This window comes from Bradyrhizobium sp. BLXBL-03, from assembly GCF_051853015.1.
Taxonomy (GTDB): Bacteria; Pseudomonadota; Alphaproteobacteria; order Rhizobiales; family Xanthobacteraceae; genus Bradyrhizobium; species Bradyrhizobium manausense.
Genome location: NZ_CP182470.1, coordinates 1,101,734 through 1,118,034, shown reverse-complemented (window position 1 = coordinate 1,118,034; position 16,301 = coordinate 1,101,734). Strand labels below are relative to the sequence as shown.

Sequence of the window (16,301 nt, the reverse complement as noted above, 5' to 3'; positions counted from 1 at the left end):
ATTCGGGCCGGGCGGGGTTGTTAGCAATGGGTTAACCACGCCGGCAGTACGAACGCCGGAGAACAGAAACTACGTCGCGCGCGACCGCGTGCGGGACCGGATGGTCCCGCCCTGGCCTGCCGGCCGACCGTGCCGGTTCGTCTTGTCGGTCTTTGTCAGTTCGTCTTTATCAGTTGGTCTTGGCAGCCGCGGCCGCAGAGGCGTTGCCGCTGGCATTGCTGCTCAGCGAGCCGGCCTGGCTCATCGTGGTGTTGAAGTATTGGTCGCTGTCGCCGAGCGTGACGCGGCGCTGGCAGAGCGGCATGCAGCTGTAGGATTCCCGCTCGATCCCGCGATAGACGGTGACGAGCCGGTCGCTTGGGCCTTCGACCTGGATCTGCCGATCGACCAGGATCTCACCGCCGCGATCGAGCGCGATGAAGTTGGTGGCGCCGTAACCCTTGCCGGTCACGACGATCATGCCGCCGGGCTGGAGCGTCACGTCGGCGATCAGGGGGTTGCCGACCACGATGGTGGCGACCTTGCCGGGCAAGCGCACCAGCTTGGCCTGGTCGACATTGACCGCAATGGTATCAACGGTAGGCTCGGCAAGGCCGATCGCCGGCGATGCCAGCATCGCAGCCGCAGCCAGGAGACAGACGCGCGCATGGCGGCGCAGAAACTCTTTACGCATACTCTTACCCCGGGACGTCACAGACCGGCAGAATCGATCGGAAGCGGAGCCGGCGCCCGACCCGGTTAACCTGCCTGTAATTCGTGAACGTTCCGCAAATTCGCCGACTATTGTTCTAACGGACTTGCGTTTTATCGCCCGGCCTGGTGGCGGAACGGATAGGCGAGCTGGCCGGCAATCTCCTTCGGCATGGTCGCTTCGTCCTTGCCATAGTCCTGCGGCAGCTCGCCCTTCGGCATGCGGAAGGTGCCGAACAGCACATCCCAGATCGGGAAAGTGCCGGCAAAATTGGTGTCACCGCCCTCTTCGAGCGCCGTGTGGTGCCAGCGGTGGAACACCGGCGTCGCCAGCACATACCGGAACGGCCCGAAGGTCCAGTTCAGATTGGCGTGCACGAACGCCGAATGGAAGGTCGTGAACGGGCCAACCCAGATCATCACGTTCGGCGATATGCCGGCCATCAGCAGCACGACGTCGACGCCGATCGTTCCGAGCATCAGATTCACCGGATGAAAGCGCGCCGCTGAAATCCAGCTGATCTCCTCTGAGGAGTGATGGATCGCATGGTATTTCCAGAACCCGCCGCCGTGAAACAGCCGGTGCAGCCAGTACAGCATGAAGTCGGACGCTACCAGGAACAGCACGCCCTGCAGCCAGAGCGGCAATTGCGACAGCGGGCCGTGGCCATTGTCGTAGAAGGCGATCAGTTCGTCCGCGTCGTGGATGTTGAAGACGATGCCGGCGGTGACGATCAGCAGTCCGATCCGCATGGTGCGGGCAAACACCGGAACGAAGAACCAGTAGCAGATGTCGGTCACGATCTCGCGCTTGCGCCACCACGCCGGACCTGGATTGCAAGCCCAGAAATGCTCGAGCACCGTGAAGACCACCGCGAGCATGAAGGTAACGGGGATCACCTTCGCGATGGTCTCGCCGAGCATCAGGGCGACTTGCATGGGCAGGCTCGACATCATCGCGTCTCTTCCAGGCTGCTGATCCACTCACGCCTACGCCGCGAAATTTAAGGTTGGGTGAAGTTGACGCAGAGTTCAGAACCGGAACGAATCACGACGGGCGCCTTAAGGCGAAATTCACTCTGGCCAAAAGCACCGCGCACGCGGCGGGTTTGAGCGATCGAATTAACCCCGCCGAAAGAGCTCGGCTCACATGGTCGGCGCGTCAAGACAGCGCCGAACGAGGCGACCTCACCCAGACGGAGTTTAGTTCATGAAGAACCTGATTGCGCGTTTCGTGAAGGATGAATCCGGCGCCACCGCCATCGAATACGGTCTGATCGCCGCCGGCATTGCGCTGGCCATCATCACTGTCGTTAACAACCTCGGCAGCACGCTGAACACCAAGTTCGGCTCGATCAGCACCTCGCTGAAGTAAGCCGAGCGACGAAAACGGCAAAAGCCCCGGACCTCCGGGGCCTTTGTTTTCATGACACGGCGAGTTCCAGTGGCGTTGCGTAAGCACAGAACCGATGCCGCAATGGCGGCGACCGAGGCGGACGCGGCGCGCGGCGACGCGTCGGCCTATTGGGTTTGCCTTGCCCTGCTGCTCGCAATGATCACGCTGGCGATGCGCATCGCCAGCATGTGGTGAGACCGCCGGCGACGTCGTTCCGAAGCTGCGGCGGCCGTTGTCGGTTTGTTTAACACTGCCTTCTAGCATGCGCCGGCGCCCCGTTTCCGCGACAGACCCAGGCCTCCAGACGCAGCCCATGACACTCGACCTCGCGCGCCTTCTGCTGTTCCCGGCCCTGATGGCGTTCGCGGCCGCCAGCGATCTTTTCACGATGACGATCTCCAACCGCGTGTCGCTGACGCTGGTCGCGGGTTTCTTCGTGCTCGCCTTGGCCGGTGGTATGGCACCTTACGAGATGCTGAGCCATGTCGGTGCCGGCGCGCTACTGCTCGTCGTGGCCTTCACCTGCTTTGCGATGGGCTGGATGGGCGGGGGCGATGCCAAGGTTGCCGCGTCCGTGGCGCTCTGGTTCGGCTTCGCCCAATTGATGGACTTCCTGCTCTACGCCTCGCTGTTCGGCGGAGCGCTGACGCTGCTGCTGCTGCAGTTCCGACAATGGCCGCTCCCTTACGGACTTGCCGGCCAGGCCTGGCTCGCACGGCTTCACGACAAGCAGACCGGCATTCCCTACGGCATCGCACTCGCGCTGGGCGCGCTGTTGGTCTATCCCGAAACCGAATGGGTGAAGGCGATCGACCTCGCTCACCTCGCACTGCGCTGAACGCCGCGATAACCCGGCGTTAAGGCGATTTAGATACGCCTCATTAACCATGCTTTGACGAATAGCTGGTCAACTGCCGATTACGGCGGCGGCAGCGTCGCGGCGTTTTGTGGAAAGTGAAGCGTATGAATAGGGCACGCATAGTCGTCCTGACGGTCGCCATCTGCGCCGGCGGCATCGCTGCGTACCTGGCGAGCGGCTCGGACTCTGCGCCGCCTCCAGCGGCTCCGGTCGCGCAGCTTCCCACCACCGACGTCCTGGTCGCCAAGAACGACATCGGCCTCGGACAGACCCTGAAGCCGGACGACGTGCAGTGGCAGACCTGGCCGACGGCGACCGCCAGCGCCGCTTTCATTCGCCGCAACGAGCGCCCGGACGGCGCGACCCAGGTTACGGGCTCGATCGCCCGTGCCCCTTTCATCCAGGGTGAACCGATCCGCGACCAGAAGCTGGTCAAGGCCGATGGTTCCGGCTTCATGGCCGCGATCCTGCCGAGCGGCAAGCGGGCCATCTCGACCGAAATAACGCCGGAGACGGGTGCCGGCGGCTTTATCCTGCCCAACGATCGCGTTGACGTTCTGCTCACGCGCCGCCTCAAGAATCCGGACCCGAGCGGACAGGATATCGTCACATCCGAGATCCTCCTGACCAATGTTCGCGTGCTGGCCATCGACCAGGCGCCGAAGGAGAAAGAGGGCCAGAACGCAGTGGTCGGCAAGACCGTGACCCTGGAGCTCGATTCCGCGCAGACCAAAGTGCTGTCTTCAGCCCGCCAGGCCGGAACACTGTCGTTGGCGCTGCGCAGCATCGCCGACGTCAAGACGACCGAGATCACGCTCGATGAATCCGCGCCGCAGCGCGACGGCGTTTCGATCATTCGCTACGGCATTCAAAGTCAGGGTGCGAGAGCACGATGAGGACAGTCGATATGAGATGCAGGGCAGATCTGGCGACGATGCGGACCTCCGTGGTCCGCGCCCTGTCGTTCTCGGCCGCTCTCGCGCTGACGCTTAACCCCGCGCTGACGCCGGTGATTGCCGCCGACTATCGTCCGGCGGCGCCGGTCGCGGCCGATGGTCAGATGAACGCGCGCTTCCTTTCGCTCGGCGTCGGCAAGTCGATCGTGATCGACCTGCCACGCGACATCAAGGACGTGCTCGTCGCCGATCCCAAGATCGCCAATGCGGTGGTCCGCTCGTCCCAGCGCGCCTACATCATCGGAGCCTCGGTCGGCCAGACCAACATCGTGTTCTTCGATTCCGCCGGCCAGCAGATCGCCGCCTACGACATCGCAGTCAAGCGCGACCTCAATGGCGTGCGCGCGGCGCTGAAGCAGATCTTGCCCAATTCCGACATCCAGATCGACGGCCTCGGGGAGGGCGTCGTCCTGAGCGGCACCGCGGCCAACCCGGTCGAAGCGCAGCAGGCCAACGATCTCGCCGCACGCCTCGCTGGCGGCACCGACAAGGTGCTGAACTCGATCGTGGTCCGCGGCCGCGACCAGGTCATGCTGAAGGTGACCGTTGCGGAAGTCGCGCGAAACATCGTCAAGCAGCTCGGCATCGATCTCACCGCGAACCTCAACTACGGCACCTCGGTGGTGAGCTTCACCAACTCGAACCCGTTCACCGCGCTTGGCCACAATCTCGTGGACGGCAACAGCCTGAGCGCGAAGTTCGGCGGAGGCCCCTCTGTGCAGGCCACCCTGCGCGCCATGGAAACCGCAGGCGTGATCCGCACGCTGGCCGAGCCGAATCTGACCGCTATCTCCGGTGAATCGGCGACGTTTATCGCCGGCGGCGAATTCCCGGTGCCGGCGGGCTATGCTTGCGATCCTACCACGCATGTCTGCACCACCCAGATCAGCTTCAAGAAGTTCGGCATCTCGCTCAATTTCACCCCCGTGGTGCTGACCGAGGGCAAGATCAGCCTGCGGGTGATGACCGAGGTGTCTGAACTCTCCAACGACAACGCGATCACGTTGTCGCAGGCCGTCACCACGAGCTCGGTGAACTCGGTGACCGTCCCCTCGATCAGGACCCGCCGCGCCGAGACCTCGCTCGAGATTCCCTCCGGCGGCGCAATGGCAATGGCCGGTCTGATTCAGCAGCAGACCAAGCAGGCGGTCAGCGGATTGCCGGGCCTGATGCAGCTGCCTATTCTCGGCACGCTGTTCCGCAGCCGCGACTTCGTCAACAGCGCGACCGAACTGGTCGTGATCGTGACGCCCTACATCGTGCGCGCAACGTCGCCAAAGGACCTCTCGCGTCCGGACGACGGCTTCTCGGCGCCGGCCGATCCGCAGGCCGAACTGATCGGCAACATCAACCGCCTTTACGGCGTTCCGGGGCGGACCGAACCGGCCAAGAACTACCGCGGCACTTACGGCTTCATCACCGACTGAGGCGGAACGGGGACTCAAGTCATGATTACAGCACGACCCCAGATCCGCCACCGCGCCGCCGGCCTCGGCGGCGTGCTCGTGGGTATCGCGCTCGCACTCGGCGGCTGCCAGCACGACGAGGTGGCGACGGCTTCCATTCCCGACGACTACAAGCAACGTCACCCGATCGCGATCGAGGAGCAGAACCGCTCGATCGTGGTGTTCGTCGGTCACGCCCGCGGCGGCTTGACCGCAGCCCAGCGCGCCGACGTGATGGGACTGGCGTCGACCTGGACGCATGAGGGTACCGGCGCGATTCACATCGACGTGCCCACGGGAACGCCCAATGCACGTCCGGTTGCGGAATCCATGCGAGAGATTCACGCGATGCTGGCGGCCGGGGGCGTCCCCCCGCGCGGCATCATCGCCCGCCCATACCGGCCGGAAGACAAGCGTTTCCTGCCGCCGATCCGACTGACCTATTCGAAGATCGCGGCGGTCGCGGGTCCATGCGGCCTGTGGCCGGAGGACATCGGCCCCTCGATGAAGAACAAGGGCTGGTTCGAGAACAAGGACTATTACAATTTCGGCTGCGCCTATCAGCGCAACATGGCGGCGATGGTCGACAATCCGTCGGACCTCGAGCAGCCGCGGCCTGAAACTCCTGTTTACACCATACGACGCACCGCCGCCTTCGAGAAATACCGCAAGGGGTTGCCGACAGCGACCACCTATCCCGAGGCCGAAAAGGCCAAACTCAGCGACACCGGCAAATGATCAACTACGCGCGCCAGACTCAGGAAGAGCAGCCGGAGATCCCGCCGCCGGTCGAAGAGCATATTGCGCCCGCGCCGCGCGTCTCCGTCCAGGCCTTCTGCGACACCGTGGAGACCGCTGCAGCCGTGCAATCGGCCGGCGAGGATCGCCGCCTCGGCAAGGCCCATCTGAAGATCCAGATGGGCGGCATGATGGCTGCAATCGAAGCTTACCGCTCGGCGCCCACGCCGAACGTGATCGTGCTCGAGAGCGACGCCCGCAACGATCTGTTGGCCGGGCTGGACCAGCTCGCCACCGTCTGCGACGCGGGTACCCGCGTCGTCGTGATCGGCCGCATCAACGACGTCATGCTCTATCGCGAGCTGGTCCGCCGCGGCGTCAGTGACTACGTGCTCGCGCCGGTCGGTGCGATCGACGTCGTGCGCTCGATCTGCAATCTGTTCTCGGCACCGGAAGCCAAGGCGGTCGGCCGCATCATCGCCGTGGTCGGCGCCAAAGGCGGCGTCGGTGCCTCCACCATTTCCCACAACGTCGCCTGGGCCATCGCACGGGACCTTGCGATGGACGCCGTGGTCGCCGATCTCGACCTCGCTTTCGGCACGGCCGGGCTCGACTATAACCAGGATCCGCCCCAGGGCATCGCGGACGCCGTGTTCTCGCCCGATCGCGTCGATACCGCCTTCATCGATCGCCTGCTGTCGAAATGCACGGACCATCTCAGCCTGCTGGCGGCGCCGGCGACGCTCGATCGGGTCTATGATTTCGGCACCGACGCTTTCGACGCCGTATTCGACACGCTGCGCTCGACCATGCCCTGCATCGTGCTGGACATCCCGCATCAATGGTCGGGCTGGACCAAGCGCGCCCTCATCGGCGCCGATGACATCCTGATCGTGGCGGCGCCGGATCTCGCCAATCTGCGCAATACCAAGAACCTGTTCGATCTCCTGAAGGCCGCCCGTCCCAACGACCGCCCGCCGCTGTACTGCCTCAACCAGGTCGGCGTTCCCAAGCGGCCGGAGATCGCCGCGACCGAATTCGCCAAGGCGATCGAGAGCCAGCCGGTGGTCTCGATTCCGTTCGAGCCGCAGATCTTCGGCGCGGCGGCCAACAACGGCCAGATGATCGCGGAGATCTCCGCGAACCACAAGTCTATCGAGATGTTCCTCCAGATCGCCCAGCGCCTCACCGGCCGGAGCGAGACGAAGAAACAAAAGTCGTCCTTGCTTTCACCGCTGATTGAGAAGTTGCGGGGAAAATAAGCCGCCGCATGGAGTTGTTAAGTGTTCGGTAAGCGTAGCGGAACAGACACCGACTTTCGGGCTCCCAAGCCCGGCGCCGTGTCGCCAGAGCCTGCCTCGGCTCCGGCGCCGACGGTGTCGCGCGCGCCGCCCCCGCCGGTGGTCGCGTCCCCGCCGCTCGCGCCGTCCCGGCCCCCGCCGGTCATGGAAACCCGCCGCTCGGACAATTATTACGAGGTCAAGGCGACCATCTTCGGCGCGCTGATCGAGGCCATCGACCTCGCCCAGCTTGCCAAGCTCGATTCCGAATCGGCGCGCGAGGAAATCCGCGACATCGTCAACGAGATCATCGCGATCAAGAACATCGTGATGTCGATCGCCGAGCAGGAAGAGCTGCTCGACGACATCTGCAACGACGTGCTCGGCTACGGCCCGCTCGAGCCGCTGCTCGCCCGCGACGACATCGCCGACATCATGGTGAACGGCGCCGGCACGGTCTTCATCGAAGTCAGCGGCAAGATCCAGCGGACCGGTATCCGCTTCCGCGACAACCAGCAGCTCCTCAACATCTGCCAGCGCATCGTCAGCCAGGTCGGCCGGCGCGTCGACGAATCCTCGCCGATCTGCGACGCGCGTCTCGCCGACGGCTCGCGCGTCAACGCCATCGTCCCGCCGCTCGCGATCGACGGCCCCGCGCTCACCATTCGTAAGTTCAAGAAGGACAAGCTGACGCTCGATCAGCTGGTCAGATTCGGCGCGATCTCGCCTGAGGGCGCCGAGATTCTCCAGATCATCGGGCGCGTCCGCTGCAACGTGCTGATCTCGGGCGGTACCGGCTCGGGCAAGACCACCCTGCTTAACTGTCTCACCAACTACATCGAGCACGACGAGCGCGTCATCACCTGCGAGGACGCCGCCGAGCTTCAGCTCCAGCAGCCCCACGTGGTGCGGCTCGAAACCCGGCCGCCCAACATCGAGGGCGAAGGCCAGGTCACCATGCGCGAGCTGGTGCGAAACTGTCTGCGTATGCGCCCCGAACGCATCATCGTCGGCGAAGTCCGCGGCCCGGAGGCCTTCGACCTCCTCCAGGCCATGAACACCGGCCACGACGGCTCGATGGGGACGCTGCACGCCAACAATCCCCGTGAAGCGCTGTCACGCTGCGAATCCATGATCACGATGGGCGGCTTTTCGCTGCCCTCGCGAACGATCCGCGAGATGATCTGCGCCTCGATCGACGTCATCGTCCAGGCCGCGCGTCTGCGCGACGGCTCGCGCCGCATCACCCACATCACCGAGGTGATGGGCATGGAAGGCGACACCATCATCACCCAGGACATCTTTCTCTACGACCTGATCGGCGAGGACGCCAACGGCAAGATCATCGGCCAGCATCGCTCGACCGGCATTGGCCGTCCGAAATTCTGGGAACGCGCCCGCTATTACGGCGAAGAGAAACGCCTTGCCGCCGCGCTCGACGCCGCGGAAAAGAAACCGAACACGTGAGCAGGCCGGCGCAGCCATGAACACTCAGGTCCTCGCCCTCGCCTTCCTCGCCACCGCCGCTGTCGGCGGCATCGCCTGGGTCTTCGTCTATCCGATGCTGTCGGGCGAGCGGAAGGCCGAGAGCCGCCGTGCCTCGATCGCACGCGCCGAGGCGCCGACGGCCCGCCAGGCCGAGAAGACCCAGCGCTCGCGCCGCGAGCAGGTCGAGAACTCGCTCAAGGATCTCGAGGCCAGGCGCACGCAGGAGAAGAGCGTCCCGCTCAACATCCGCCTGTCGCAGGCGGGGCTCGACTGGACCACGCAGAAATTCTGGATCGTGTCCGCGGTCGTGGCGGGCGTGTTTTTCGTCGGCACATGGTTTGGTGGCGGCGGCCTGCTCGGCGCGGCAGGTCTTGCCTTTGCCGGCGGCTTCGGCCTGCCGCGCTGGGCCCTGGGCTTCCTGAAGAAGCGTCGCGAGAACAAGTTCCTTGCAGCGCTGCCCGACGCCGTCGACGTCATCGTCCGCGGCATCAAGGCCGGCCTGCCGCTGTTCGAATCGATCAAGGTCGTCGCGGCCGACGCGCCGGAGCCGCTGCGCAGCGAGTTCCTGGCCATCATCGAGACGCAGGCGATCGGCATGCCGCTCGGCGAGGCCTGCTCGCGCCTCTATGAGCGCATGCCGCTGCCCGAGGCCAACTTCTTCGGCATCGTGGTGTCGATCCAGCAGAAATCGGGCGGCAACCTCTCCGAGGCGCTGGGCAACCTCTCCAAGGTGCTGCGCGACCGCAAGAAGATGAAGGAGAAGATCCAGGCGATGTCGATGGAAGCCAAGGCCTCGGCCGGCATCATCGGCTCGCTGCCGCCGATCGTGATGTTCCTCGTCTATCTCACGACCCCCGGCTACATCTCCCTGCTGTGGACCCATCCCACCGGCCAGCTGATGCTGGTCGGCTGCGTCGTCTGGATGTCGATCGGCATCATGGTGATGAAGAAGATGATCAACTTCGATTTCTGATTGATGGTGCCGCATGGTCGAGTTCCTCGTTACGAAACTGCATGACGCCCACTTCATGACCATGCTGCTGGCAGCCATCGCTGCCAGCGCCACCGTGTACACGCTGGTGATGCCGATGTTCGCCGGCGAGGGCCTCTCCAAGCGCATGAAGGCGGTGGCGAGCGAACGCGAGCGCATCCGGCAGCGCGAGCGCGAGCGCCTCAACAAGACCGAAAAGGTCTCGCTCCGCCAGACCCCCAAGCAGCTCGTCTCGAAGGTGGTCGAGGACTTCAATCTCACCAAATGGCTGGCGCAGGAGGCTGCGCGGGACAAGCTGATCATGGCCGGCTATCGCGGCCATGCGCCTTACATCACGTTCCTGTTCGCCCGCCTGGTCGCCCCGATCGTGCTGTTCATCGGCTCGGTCGTCTACGTCTTCCTGATCGCCCATATGGACCGTCCGATGCCGATCAAGATCGGCATCTGCGTCGGCGCGGCCTATCTCGGTCTGCAGGCGCCGATGCTGTTCCTGAAGAACGCGATCTCCAAGCGCCAGCTCTCGATCAAGCGCGCCTTTCCCGATGCCCTCGATCTGCTGCTGATCTGCATCGAATCCGGCATGTCGGTGGAAATGGCGTTCCGCAAGGTCGCAACGGAGATCGTCGGCCAGTCGATCGCGCTGTCGGAGGAATTCACCCTGACCACCGCCGAGCTGTCCTATTTGCAGGACCGTAAGGTCGCTTACGAAAACCTGGCGAAGCGCACCGGGCTCGAAGGCGTCAAGTCGGTCTGTCTGGCGCTTCAGCAGGCGGAACGCTACGGCACCCCGCTCGGGCAATCCTTGCGCGTCATGGCGCAGGAAAACCGCGACATGCGCATGAACGAGGCCGAGAAGAAGGCCGCCGCGCTGCCGCCGAAGCTGACGGTGCCGATGATCCTGTTCTTCCTGCCGGTGCTGTTCGTCGTCATTCTCGGACCGACCGGCATCAAGATCTCCGAGCTGCACTGACGCGCGATCCAAAGCCGCGAAAACAACCCCATGCACAGTAGCCGGCCGGCGCCGGCTCGGCGTCATGTGGATCGCGGCAAACGTCCGAATGATCGGATGAAATTCACGCCATCGCGCCAAAGGTGGCGGATCAGTCGGGCTGGCTGAGGGAAGCGACCGGGGTGCGCTTCGGCGCGCCGCGCGGACCGTCGTTGCGGCTCAGCATCTCCTTCAGATAGGCGACATTGGCCGCCGCCTGGTCGGGCGGCAGGTCCGCCTTCACGAGGGTCTCGGCTTCCGCGAAACGGCCCTGGAGGCCGACCACCAGGCCGAGATTCTGCCGCACCCGCGGGCCCGCGCGCGGCGACGCATAGGCCTGCCGCAGCGCCTCTTCCGCCTTGGGCAGGTCCCTCGTCAGCATGTAGGACAGGCCGAGATTGGAGAGCACGCCGGGGTCATCAGGCGCGATCTTCAGCGCGCTGGCATAATAGCCGCGCGCCTCGTTGTGGCGGCCCATCTGGTCGAGGCAGGTACCCTGCACCGACAGCAGGCGCCAGTCCGGATTGTCGGGCGAATGCGCCTTCGACAGCACGTCGAAGGCCTGCTGGAAATTGCCGGTGTCGGAGAGCGCGCGACCGTATTGGGCCAGCAGCGCCTTGTTGCCGGGATTGGCGATGGTCGCCTGTTCGAGCACGGCCGCGGCCTGGGCGCGCTGGCCGTTGGCGCGCAGGGCCTGGCCATAGGCCAGCGCCGTATCGGCATCCTTGGGATTGGCCCGATAGCGCTCGCCATAGACCTCGACGGCGCGCGCCGGATCGGCCGGCGCAGCCGCCTCCGCCTTCGGCCCGATCGAGCCGGTGACGTCGGAGAGCTTGGACATTGCCGTGCAGCCGCCGAGGCTCGCGGCCACCAGCGCGATCAGCGAGGCGGACGCAAGAAGCCGGCCAGGACGGAACCGTTGACTCATGACGCTTTGACTCTCGAGCGGATTGATCGAGCCGAACGCGTCAGCAATAGGCTGTTAACCCTAATGGCCGGTTAACGCGGGCCCATGCTGCCCTGCAGCGGCGCAGATCTGTCGAGCTTGCGAACGAACTCGGCGTGGGACGTCGCGAGGTGCCCTGCGGCAGCGCACGCATCAACGACAGTTCTCGACGAAGACACGCGCGCCGCGCGCGGATCGTTTCGAGAGGCCCGATCAATATTCGATGGCGAGACGCTTGCGGATTTCATCGATGCGTCTGTCGAGCGCGTCGAACCGCGCGTGGATCGAACGATCATGGAGATAGAAGACGTAACCGCCGGCGAGGAATGCGAAGACCCAATGGTGATGCTCGACATAGCCAAAGATGGCCTCGATGGCCTGGCCAATGAATGTGATCCCGCTCCACACGAATTCCATCGCAATTCCTCCCGGCACGCATTGTGGTCGGTCATGGGCGTTCTCTGCACCGCTGATGACCTGTTTGGCGACCACTGCCGGAACCTAGCATGGGTCTTGATCTGCGAGTAGCGGCTCGCCGAACGGGGAGCGCAATGCCGATTGCGGCCACGGCAAAACTCTGCGAAATCTGCTTCCTACCCGAACGACCTCCGAGCCCGCCAATGCCTTCCATCTTCGCGACGTCCTCGACTGCCATCCCGATCATTTTCGTCACCAAGTCGAGCTGGGATGCCGTGCGTGAGACGCTGCCGCCGGCGCAGCGGCAATTCGCCGTGGCGAGCGCCTTCGCTGCCAAGCCGGGCAGCTATCTCGCGCTGCCCGCGCCTGACGGCGCGATCGCGCAGGTGCTGTTCGGCCTCGAGGACGACGGCGCCAAGTCGCGCGATCTGTTCCGGCCCGGCGCTCTGCCCGGCCTGCTGCCGGCCGGCACCTATCGCTTTGCCAATGCACCGCACGATGCACGATTGGCGGCACTCGCCTTCGCGCTGGGGTGTTATCGCTTCGCCCGCTACCGCAAGGCCGAGACACCTGATGTCCGCCTGGTGCCGCCCGATGGCGTCGACGCCGCCGAGATCGATCGTATGGCTGAAGCCGCAATGCTGGCGCGCGACCTCATCAACACGCCGTCCAACGACATGGGGCCGGAGCAACTGGCCGCCGCCGCACAAGCGCTGGCGACCGAATACGGCGCCAGCTACGCCTGCACCATCGGCGAGGAGCTGGAAAAGAACTTCCCGCTGATCCATGCGGTCGGCATGGCCTCCAGCCGCGCGCCGCGGCTGATCGATATCGGCTGGGGCGCCCCTGATCATCCCAAGGTGACGCTGGTCGGCAAGGGCGTCTGCTTCGACACCGGCGGGCTCGATTTGAAGCCGTCGAGCGGAATGCTGATCATGAAGAAGGATATGGGCGGCGCCGCCAATGTGCTGGCGCTGGCGCGCATGGTGATGGATGCCAAGCTGAAGGTGCGCCTGCGCGTGCTGATCCCGGCCGTCGAGAATGCGGTTTCCGGCAATGCCTTCCGCCCGCTCGACATCTTCACCTCGCGCAAGGGCATCACGGTCGAGATCGGCAACACCGACGCGGAAGGACGGCTGGTGCTGGCCGACGCGCTGGCGCTGGCCGACGAGGAGAAGCCCGAGCTGCTGATTGATCTGGGCACGCTGACCGGCGCTGCGCGCGTTGCGCTGGGGCCGGATCTTCCGCCCTTTTACACCAATGATGAGACCCTGGCCGCCGACGTCGCGCGCTGCGCGGCGCAGGAGAACGATCCCTTGTGGCGCATGCCGCTGTGGCCGCCTTACGATGCCTGGCTGGACTCCAAGACCGCCACCATCACCAACGCGCCGTCAGGCGGCTTTGCCGGCTCGATCACCTGCGCGCTGTTTTTGCAGCGCTTCGTCGAGCATGCCGGGAGCTGGCTGCATGTAGATATTTTCGGCTGGACGCCGTCGGCCAAGCCGGCGCGGCCCGAGGGCGGCGAATGCCAGGCCGCCCGCGCCATCTACAAGATGCTGAGCGAGCGCTATGCATGATCTCAGGCTGACACCGGCGCGGAGCGACCTCGCCGCGAAATATCTCGAAGGCAAGGTGAAGGCCGATCGCTTCGTCACGGGCGAGGAGTTCGAGGTCGTCGCGCCGATCGCGCCGGTGCGCGAGCAACCGTCCTCGAACGCGATGCTGATGACGGAAGCGCTGCGCGGCGAGCGCGTCACGGTGTACGATCGCAACGGCGAGGGCTGGGCCTGGGGCCAGCTCGGCAGCGATGGCTATGTCGGCTGGCTGCCGGATGCGGCACTGGCGAAGCCGGCGGCGGCGCCGACGCACAAGGTGACCGCGCTGCGCACGCTCGCCTTCCCCGGCCCCTCGATCAAATTGCCGCCGGCAGATTCGCTGGTGCAGGGGTCGCAGCTCACGATCACGCGCGAGGACGGCCCTTTCGCCGTTACACGCGAGGGCACGTTCGTGCCGAAGACCCATCTTTCGCCGCTCGACCATCGCGAGGGCGATTTCGTCGCGGTCGCCGAACGCTTCGTCGGCACGCCTTATCTCTGGGGCGGCAAAAGCAGTTTTGGTATCGATTGCTCGGGGCTGGTGCAGGTGTCACTGACGGCCGCAGGTATTGGCTGCCCCCGCGACAGCGACATGCAACAGACGGGCCTCGGCCGTGCGCTGGAGCCGCATGAGCAGAGCAAGTTGCAACGCGGCGACCTGATCTTCTGGAAGGGCCACGTCGCCATCGTCCGCGACGGCAGCACCATGGTTCACGCCAATGCGTATCACATGGCGACGGTGATCGAGCCGATCGCACCGGCGATTGCGCGGATCAAGGCGGCCGGCAGCGAGGTTGTTGCGATCAAGCGGCTGTAACGTCACCTCGTAGGGTGGGTTAGCCTTGCAGATGCGCGGAAGCGCATCTGGAAGGCGTAACCCACCTCTTCAGCTTCAGCAGATAAAGGAGTGGTGGGTTACGGCTTCGCCTGACCCACCCTACGCACTCGCGCAACTCACATGCGCCGCGACGCGTCAGGGATCGACGATTGCGGCGGGCTCGCGCCGGCCCCCATCATGCGTTGAGCAATGATGGCGTAAACCTTGCGCCAGGCTTGTTCCAGCTCGTCGGTCCAATGTGGCCCAAGACCACGCGCAAGGCTCCAAAGCAGTGCTTCGCCGACGACCGGATAGTGCTCAGGTTTGACGCCATAGCGCAGATGATTGCGGCCGAGCAAGTCGGCGCCTGACAGCAGCCCGGTCGCCTGATCGAGACTGCCCACCAGCACCGACAGCTTCGAGATGAAATCCTGCTTCAGGATGCTCATGTCGCCCGGAAACATGGGCCTGAATTCCGGCGCAAGCTCAAATATGCGATCGTAGAACGCGGTCGTCATGTCGGTGGCGTTCGCGAATACCATGTCGAACGAGGACTTGACGCCGACGATCTCCTCTGCAGTCAACATCGTGTTTCCAACTATAACCAATCTACGGACTGCGCATATGCCGAACGCGACGGAGCGCGGACTCATAAATCCCTGGACTCGGAATCCTAGGACTCGGGTCGCCCGACACCGGCCAGTATACTTGCAACCATTAGTGTCGGCAAACACTAGCAGATCGCATTCAGCACCGTCTTGATTTCGGCACCGAACAACTTCATTTCGGGATAAGAACTGCAACGAATGTGCCAGACCGGAAAATACCCCAACGAAGCCGCCAGCTCCCGGGCCACCATCGAGGCTCATGCGATGGCTCGTTCACTGCGGTAGAAACGCTGCGATTGATCCGGTCGGCTCGGCACCGGCTGCCGGCCGAGAGGATCGAGCGAAAATGAAACGAGAGGTCACGGATATGTCTGCTTCGGCCCGACCATCCTGGCCGATGAGTATCAATCCGGCGCCGCCATTTGCCACATTCAGAACAATCGGCTCGCCGCTCCATGTCTTGATCGGCTCCATTCCGATGATGAGAAATTCGCCGATAGGCTGATCGAAATATTGGAGACGAAGTTGCGGGCCGACTTCGGCCGCAGCAAGTTCAAGACCGAGTTGCTGGGCGCGTGCGTAGACGCTGGCCAAGGTCACGGTGTCGGACGTAAACCCAAGCTGCGCGGGCGACAGATCGACAAGCTCTACATGCGTCTTCCGGGAGCTAACGATGAACGTCGGCCGGGCAAGGATTTCAGCGGCCTGACCACCGACATGGCAGCCGTTGCCATCGAGCGCGTTGCGCAACGCAAGAGAGTCAGCGAAGGTACCTATTGTGATCGTCTTCCATGTCGCAACGTCGCGCCCGGCCTTGATAGGCTGTTGGGAGGCTGGGGCCGAGCGCGTCTTGAGCTTCAGCTGATTCTGCAATACATCGCGGGCCGCGCATTGAGCGGACGCGGCGCTCGCAAAGGCAATGACGCAGACCGCCGCAAATATGGAAGCCAAAACGTAGGGACAAACTCCCCTTGAATGGTCAATACGTGCCGCGCGCCGGGCTCGGCTTCCGAACGTGAACATGGCAGATGGCTTTTCTAAAACGTTGGACAGAAAAAGCCCGCCTCCGAGTCAATGGGAAGAACGG

The 16,301-nt window shown here is 64.2% G+C and carries 17 protein-coding genes; 11 read left to right on the top strand and 6 right to left on the bottom strand.

Annotated features, from left to right (window positions below; translation table 11 throughout):
* Positions 1-169: 169 nt before the first annotated feature.
* Positions 170-673, bottom strand: a complete 504-nt coding sequence (locus tag ACNJX9_RS05330; RefSeq protein ID WP_057759446.1) for a pilus assembly protein N-terminal domain-containing protein — start codon at positions 671-673, stop codon at positions 170-172.
* A gap of 131 nt (positions 674-804) precedes the next feature.
* Entirely contained in the window at positions 805-1,644 is an 840-nt protein-coding gene (locus ACNJX9_RS05325; protein ID WP_439408054.1) for a sterol desaturase family protein, read from the bottom strand.
* Between the two features lie 256 nt (positions 1,645-1,900).
* Between ACNJX9_RS05325 and ACNJX9_RS05320 the strand changes: the two genes are divergently transcribed.
* From ACNJX9_RS05320 to ACNJX9_RS05280, 9 genes are all read left to right on the top strand, one after another.
* The gene (locus ACNJX9_RS05320) at positions 1,901-2,065 is read left to right on the top strand and encodes a Flp family type IVb pilin (protein ID WP_057759447.1); all 165 of its coding nucleotides are present in this window, start codon (positions 1,901-1,903) and stop codon (positions 2,063-2,065) included.
* Between the two features lie 334 nt (positions 2,066-2,399).
* Entirely contained in the window at positions 2,400-2,924 is a 525-nt protein-coding gene (locus tag ACNJX9_RS05315) for an A24 family peptidase (RefSeq protein WP_057759450.1), read from the top strand.
* Positions 2,925-3,049: 125 nt separating this feature from the next.
* Positions 3,050-3,841 carry a Flp pilus assembly protein CpaB gene (gene cpaB / locus ACNJX9_RS05310; RefSeq protein ID WP_439408053.1) on the top strand — a complete coding sequence of 264 codons (792 nt, stop codon included), beginning with the start codon at positions 3,050-3,052 and terminating at the stop codon, positions 3,839-3,841.
* 11 nt (positions 3,842-3,852) lie between these two features.
* Positions 3,853-5,328: a type II and III secretion system protein family protein gene (locus tag ACNJX9_RS05305; RefSeq protein ID WP_057759919.1), complete on the top strand. Its 1,476-nt coding sequence runs from the start codon at positions 3,853-3,855 to the stop codon at positions 5,326-5,328.
* A gap of 21 nt (positions 5,329-5,349) precedes the next feature.
* Positions 5,350-6,084 (top strand): CpaD family pilus assembly protein, encoded by a 735-nt coding sequence (locus ACNJX9_RS05300; RefSeq protein WP_439408052.1) that lies wholly within the window; start codon positions 5,350-5,352, stop codon positions 6,082-6,084.
* Complete coding sequence (locus tag ACNJX9_RS05295; protein WP_057759456.1) at positions 6,081-7,346, top strand: AAA family ATPase; 1,266 nt, start codon at positions 6,081-6,083, stop codon at positions 7,344-7,346. The genes ACNJX9_RS05300 and ACNJX9_RS05295 overlap by 4 nt, the downstream gene beginning before the upstream one ends.
* Positions 7,347-7,367: 21 nt before the next feature.
* Entirely contained in the window at positions 7,368-8,831 is a 1,464-nt protein-coding gene (locus ACNJX9_RS05290; protein ID WP_083514873.1) for a CpaF family protein, read from the top strand.
* Between the two features lie 16 nt (positions 8,832-8,847).
* A complete protein-coding gene (locus tag ACNJX9_RS05285; protein WP_439408051.1) occupies positions 8,848-9,825 on the top strand; it encodes a type II secretion system F family protein in 978 nt (325 codons plus the stop codon).
* Positions 9,826-9,838: 13 nt separating this feature from the next.
* Positions 9,839-10,813 (top strand): type II secretion system F family protein, encoded by a 975-nt coding sequence (locus ACNJX9_RS05280; protein WP_057759460.1) that lies wholly within the window; start codon positions 9,839-9,841, stop codon positions 10,811-10,813.
* A gap of 130 nt (positions 10,814-10,943) precedes the next feature.
* Here ACNJX9_RS05280 and ACNJX9_RS05275 read toward each other — a convergent pair whose 3' ends face one another.
* Both ACNJX9_RS05275 and ACNJX9_RS05270 read right to left on the bottom strand, forming a co-directional pair.
* A complete protein-coding gene (locus ACNJX9_RS05275) occupies positions 10,944-11,759 on the bottom strand; it encodes a tetratricopeptide repeat protein (protein WP_439408049.1) in 816 nt (271 codons plus the stop codon).
* A gap of 231 nt (positions 11,760-11,990) precedes the next feature.
* Positions 11,991-12,194 carry a hypothetical protein gene (locus ACNJX9_RS05270; protein ID WP_057759462.1) on the bottom strand — a complete coding sequence of 68 codons (204 nt, stop codon included), beginning with the start codon at positions 12,192-12,194 and terminating at the stop codon, positions 11,991-11,993.
* A gap of 203 nt (positions 12,195-12,397) precedes the next feature.
* On the opposite strand from ACNJX9_RS05270, the gene ACNJX9_RS05265 reads away from it, so the two are divergent.
* The gene (locus tag ACNJX9_RS05265) at positions 12,398-13,771 is read left to right on the top strand and encodes a leucyl aminopeptidase family protein (protein WP_439408048.1); all 1,374 of its coding nucleotides are present in this window, start codon (positions 12,398-12,400) and stop codon (positions 13,769-13,771) included.
* On the top strand, positions 13,764-14,606 hold the full coding sequence (locus ACNJX9_RS05260; protein WP_439408047.1) for a C40 family peptidase: 843 nt from the start codon (positions 13,764-13,766) through the stop codon (positions 14,604-14,606). The genes ACNJX9_RS05265 and ACNJX9_RS05260 overlap by 8 nt, the downstream gene beginning before the upstream one ends.
* Positions 14,607-14,743: 137 nt before the next feature.
* On the opposite strand, the gene ACNJX9_RS05255 is transcribed toward ACNJX9_RS05260, so the two are convergent.
* Both ACNJX9_RS05255 and ACNJX9_RS05250 read right to left on the bottom strand, forming a co-directional pair.
* The gene (locus ACNJX9_RS05255; RefSeq protein WP_057759468.1) at positions 14,744-15,193 is read right to left on the bottom strand and encodes a globin family protein; all 450 of its coding nucleotides are present in this window, start codon (positions 15,191-15,193) and stop codon (positions 14,744-14,746) included.
* Between the two features lie 294 nt (positions 15,194-15,487).
* Positions 15,488-16,237 (bottom strand): hypothetical protein, encoded by a 750-nt coding sequence (locus tag ACNJX9_RS05250; protein ID WP_439408046.1) that lies wholly within the window; start codon positions 16,235-16,237, stop codon positions 15,488-15,490.
* Between the last annotated feature and the right edge of the window lie 64 nt (positions 16,238-16,301).